At 74.6% G+C, this 5,326-nt stretch carries 3 protein-coding genes; 2 read left to right on the plus strand and 1 reads right to left on the minus strand.

Features of this window, described 5'->3' with window-relative positions; all coding sequences use genetic code 11:
• The first annotated feature begins 176 nt into the window (after nucleotides 1–176).
• Complete coding sequence (locus J0670_RS29050; RefSeq protein WP_207814666.1) at nucleotides 177–1,808, plus strand: translation initiation factor 2; 1,632 nt, start codon at nucleotides 177–179, stop codon at nucleotides 1,806–1,808.
• A gap of 154 nt (nucleotides 1,809–1,962) precedes the next feature.
• On the opposite strand, the gene J0670_RS29055 is transcribed toward J0670_RS29050, so the two are convergent.
• Nucleotides 1,963–4,041 (minus strand): tetratricopeptide repeat protein, encoded by a 2,079-nt coding sequence (locus J0670_RS29055; protein WP_207814667.1) that lies wholly within the window; start codon nucleotides 4,039–4,041, stop codon nucleotides 1,963–1,965.
• Nucleotides 4,042–4,259: 218 nt separating this feature from the next.
• Between J0670_RS29055 and J0670_RS29060 the strand changes: the two genes are divergently transcribed.
• A partial coding sequence (locus J0670_RS29060) for a chitinase (RefSeq protein WP_243437676.1) occupies nucleotides 4,260–5,326 on the plus strand: 1,067 nt, incomplete at its 3' end.

Consider the following 5,326-nt stretch of genomic DNA (forward strand, 5'->3'; position numbering starts at 1 on the left):
GCCGCACCCTCGACGGGGGGTGCTGAGGTGTGCTACCGAACCATCGGTACAGCCAGCCAGCCAGCCAGCCAGCCAGCCAGCCAGCCAGCCAGCCAGCCAGCCAGCCAGCCAGCCAGTCAGCCAGCCAGCCGACGCCGCCCCGCTCCTCGGACTCCCCCGCCGAGGTGCTGTTCGCCGTGCGTTCGGCCGCCGCGCTGCACCGGCTGCTCGACCTGCTGCCCGTCTTCGAGGGTGACGACCGCGTCCGCTGCCGCTTCACCCTGGTGCCCGGCTCCCACTTCGCCGCCGACGCGCTCGCGGCCGTGGACGCCGCCGGGGCGCGCTGCATCCCGTGGGCGCAGGCCCTCGCCACCCCGCACGACCTGATCCTCACCGCCAGCCCCAAGGGCGGGCTCGACGGCCTGCGCGGCCGACAGGTGCTGCTGCCGCACGGGGCGGGCTTCAACAAGGCCCTGCCGCAGGAGGGCTCGCCGGAGCTGCCGTCCGGCCTCGACCCGGCGTTCCTGCTCAACGACGGCCGCCCCACCGCCGCCCTGCACGCCCTCGCCCACCCCGACCAGGTCGAACGGCTGGCCGCCCGGATCCCCGACGCCCGTCGGCACGCCGTCGTCGCCGGGGACCCGACGCTCGACCGGATCCTGGAGTCCCTCGACCGTCGCCCCGCCATCCGTTCCGCGCTCGGCACCGGCGGACGGCGGCTGGTGGTGCTCTCCTCCACCTGGGGGCCGCAGTCGCTTCTCGCCCGCCGCCCCGAACTGCCCGCCGAGCTAGCCGCCCGGTTGCCGTACGACGGGTACCAGCTGGCGCTGATCGTCCACCCCAACGAGTACAGCCGGACCGGCTCCTTCGACCTCGCCCGGCGACTGCGGCCCGCCCTGGACGCGGGGATGGTGCTCGCGGCGCCGTACGAGGAGTGGGCGGCGCTGCTGGTCGCCGGGGACGTGCTGGTCACCGACCACGGCTCGGTCGCGCTGTACGCCGCCGCCCTCGACCTGCCGGTGGTGGCGGCCTGCGACGGCGCCGGCGAGCTGGTCCCCGACAGTCCGATGGCCCGGCTGCTGGCCTCCGTACCGCACCTGGCCCCGGCGGCGCCCACCCTGCCGGAGGAACTGGGCGGGCCGGACCGGCCGGGCGGCACCCGGCGGTTCGCCGAGCAGGCCTTCGCGCTCACCGGACGGTCCCTGGAGACGCTGCGGCCGGAGCTGTACAAGCTGCTCGGCCTCGCCCCTCCGCCGTACCCCGTGCGGCCGCGCCCGCTGCCGGTGCCCGACCGAGCCCCGCACACCCCGGCGGCCTTCGCCGTCCGGGCGTCGATCGAGGACGGCCGGATCTCCGTCGACCGGCTGCCGCCCTGGGCCGACCCGCCCTTCCACCACCGCGCCGCCGAGTACGGCCGGGCCGGCACCCGCCAGCTGCAGAGCGCCGCACTGCTCTACCGGCGCGCCAACGCCCCTGCACCGGCGGCCGGTTGGCATCAGGAGTACCGGACCGCCGCCGACTGGACGGCCGAGGTCTTCGAGGAGTACCCGAACTGCCGCACGGCCGCCGTGGTGCTCTCCCCCACCAGTTGCCTGCTGCGCCGTGACGGCGACGCCCCCTTCAGCGTCCACCTCGCCCCGGCGCGCGCCGGCACCCGCATCCTGCGCGCCGACCCCGCCGCCGCCCTCTCCGCCGTCCACACCTGGATCGCCGCCCACCCCGACGGCCGCCACCCGCTTCCCGCCACCCTGACCGCGCGCCTCGGGCCCACCACCCACCAGATCCGGCTGGAGCCCGCCACCGAGGCGGAGTCGGGGCACCTGGTCTGAGGCGCGGCCCTCCGCGGGCGCCGACCGCGCGGAGGGATGACAGCTGACAGAAAACAGCGAACAGATGACAGATAACAGATTTCGAAATCTGTTATCTGTCATCTGTTTGCTGTTCGCCGTCAGCCGCCCCAGACAAGAGGCCGCCCGCAGCGAGCTACCCGCGCAGCCGGGCCGCCTCCGCGCGGTAGCCGGCCGCTTCCTCGGCCTCGCCCAGCTCCTCGTGGAAGGCCACCAGGCGGTCCAGCACCCGCAGTTGGTCGGTGGCCGATTGCCGGGCGCGGGCGCCGGCGAGGGCGGCCCGGTAGTGCGGCGCGGCCTCGGCCGGGCGGCCGGCCGTCCACAGGGCGGTGCCGAGCTCGAAGGCGGTGCGGGAGATCATCCGCTCGCGCCGGAGCCCGGTGGCGACCTCATGGGCCTCGGTGAGCAGGGTGACGGCCCGGTCGGGGTCGCCGAGGGCGAGGGCGGCGCGGCCGAGCAGGTAGGTCTGGAGCATCGCGCCGTAGTGGTTGCCGATGGCGAGGTGCTCTGCCCGCGCCGCCTCGAAGTCCGGGACGGCGGCGGCCCAGTCACCCTGGACGGAGGCCAGCTTGCCGCGGAACTCGGCGGCGGAGGCCCGCAGTTTGCGCTCCAGCTCGGTGGAGCCGAGGAGCTCCGCGCGCTGGACGGCGATGCGAAGCTGCTCGGCGGCCTCCGGGTAGCGGCGCTGTTCCCAGAGCGGGCGGGCGAGTTGGCAGCGCATCCGGACGGCGGCGAGCGGGTCTTCGGACCGGTCGGCGGCGGCGACACCGAGGCCGAAGGCGTCGATGACGTCGGCGTAGTGCTGGTGGTCGAGGAAGTGCGTCCAGAGCGGCTCGCACAGCGCGACGGCGTCGGCGTCCAGGCCGTCCTCGTAGGCGATGCGCACGCAGCCGTACAGGGCGAGGTGCTCGCGCTCCAGCCAGTGCATGGCCTCGTGCGGGGAGGTGAACGGCACGTCGAAGGCCACGTCGGGCGCCTCGCCGGGCGGCCGGGAGACCACCAGTCGCGTGCCTGCCGCGACCAGGTCCGCGCGGGCGGCCTGGCGCCGGTACCAGCGGACCAGCCGGCTCCGGGCGGCCTCACCGTCCTCCACCTCGGAGCCCTCGGCCGGCCCGACCGGCCCGACCGGCCCGGCCGCCCGCCGCCGCGCGTGGCCGCGGATCAGGTCGTGCAGCCCCAGCCCGTCGGGCCTCCGGTGCAGCAGCCCCGCGTCCTCCAGCTCCTCCAACGCTTCCTCCGCCGGCTCCGCACCGGAGTCCAGCAGCGCCGCTGCCACCCCGACGGTGACCACCGGCCCCGGGTGGTGCGGCAGCAGCCGGTACAGCCGGGCCGCGTCGGGGCTCAGGCTGGCGTACGCGGCGTCCCAGACGGCCTCCACCACCGGCACTCCGTCCCGGTGCAGTTCGACGGTCAACTCCTCGATGAGCCGCCGCAGTTCGCGGCTGCGGTGCTTGCGCACCCAGCGCCCGGCGACCTGCAGGGCGGCGGGCAGCCCGGCGCAGCGGCGGGCGAGCTCGGCGGCCGCCTCGGGGTCAGCGGAGAGCCGGGGGTCGGAGACGGTGGCGCGCAGCAGGCCGGTGGCGTCCTCGCCGCTGAGCGGGCCGAGCGGCAGCTCGACGGCGCGGGTGCCGTCGAGGTCGTGGAGACGGCCGTGGCTGGTGACGATGACGACGGCGGCGGCCGAGGAGGGCAGCAGCGGCAGCACCTCGGCGCCGCTGCGGGCGTTGTCGAGGACGAGGACCAGGCGCTTGTCCTGGCTGGCGGACCAGTAGCGGCGGCGCCGGTCGGCGTAGCCGGGCGGGAGGACGGCCTCGGGGTCGAGGTCGCGGGTCAGCTGGCCGAGGGCGTCGGCGAGTTCGACGGCGCCGTCGCGGCGCAGGTCGTCCAGGTCGAGGTGGAGGATGCCGTCGGGGCAACGGCCGTGGTCGCGCAGGACGCGGGCGAGCTGGAAGCCGAGGGCGGTCTTGCCGATGCCGCCCATGCCGCTGAGGGCCACCACCAGCGGGCCCCCGGCCGTGGGCGCCTCGGTGGCGGCGGCCAGGACCTGCTCCTGTTCGCCGGTCCGGTCGGCGAAGTGGACCAGGTCGGGCGGCAACTGCCAGGGGACCGCCGTCGGCCGCTCCGGCGGCAGGTACAGCCGTTCGACGGTGTGCGCCTGGACGATGGCACCGGCCCGCACCTGACCGTCCACCCTGTTCTCGTTCTCCTTGGCCACCCGTCAACTCTAGGGCCTGTCGACCGGCGGCGAGCGGCACCGGCGACCGGCGGGCGGCTTGACCATTTTGGGGTTGACCGCCATTCCTCGACAGGTCTATACCAGTGATGACCTTCGGCAACTACCCGCCGCCAAGGGTCCGTTCGGCCGTCACGCCACCCCCACATCCGGCGCGACCAGGCCCGATTTCCCCCACCGCCGCTCCCTGGAAGGTTCCGATGGAACGCGCTCTTCCCCCACGACACGCCTCACAACACGCCCCACAGCACACCCCGCCCGCTCCCCGCCGACGCCGCCGCAGCCGGGCCGCGCTCGCGGTGGCCGGGGTGCTCGGTCTGGTCGCCGGAGGCGCCGCCGCGCTCGCCGGCACCGGCTCCGCCTCCGCGGACACGACCGGCGCGGGCACCGCCGGTCTGGGCAGCAACTGGTACGCCTCGGCGCCGTACCTGATGCCCGAGGACAACAGCCCGCCGGACGCCGCCGCCGTGATGGACGCGACCGGGCAGAAGGCCTTCCAGCTGGCCTTCATCCTCGCCCAGGGCAACAGCTGTTCCCCTGCCTGGGGCGGCACCTCCTCGATCGACTCCGACACCACCATGCCGAGCGTCATCCAGACCATCCGCGGCAAGGGCGGGGACGTCTCGGTGTCGGTCGGCGGGTACGGCGGCACCAAGCTGGGCCAGGTCTGCGGCACGCCCGAGGCGACCGCCGCCGGCTACCAGCAGGTGATCACCAAGTACAACCTCAAGGCGATCGACTTCGACCTGGAGGAACCGGAGTACGAGAACACGGCCGCCATCCACAACGAGATCGGCGCCGCGCGGATCCTCCAGCAGAACAACCCCGGCCTGTACGTCTCGATCACCACCGCCGGGACCAACGCGGGCACCGGCTGGTTCGGCACCCAGATGCTCAACGAGGCCAAGTCCCAGGGCTTCACGCCGAACAACTACTCGATCATGCCGTTCGACGGCGGCTTCAACAGCGCCGCGGCGCAGACCGACGCGCTGGTGAAGTTCAACCAGATCCTCCAGACCACCTTCGGCTGGAACGAGGCCACCGCGTACGCCCACGAGGGCGTGTCGATGATGAACGGCCGCACCGACGCCGCCGAGTACTTCCACCAGGCTGACTTCCAGACCGTGCTGGACTTCGCCACCGCGCACGGCCTGGCCCGCTACACCTACTGGTCGGTCAACCGGGACCGCCAGTGCCCGGGCACCGTCGACCCGGGGCTGTCCGGCTCCTGCTCCAGCGTGGCGCAGAACGACTGGGACTTCACCAA

Origin of the sequence: Streptomyces sp. FH025 (assembly GCF_017427025.1) — a bacterium.
In the GTDB taxonomy this organism is placed as follows: domain Bacteria; phylum Actinomycetota; class Actinomycetes; order Streptomycetales; family Streptomycetaceae; genus Kitasatospora.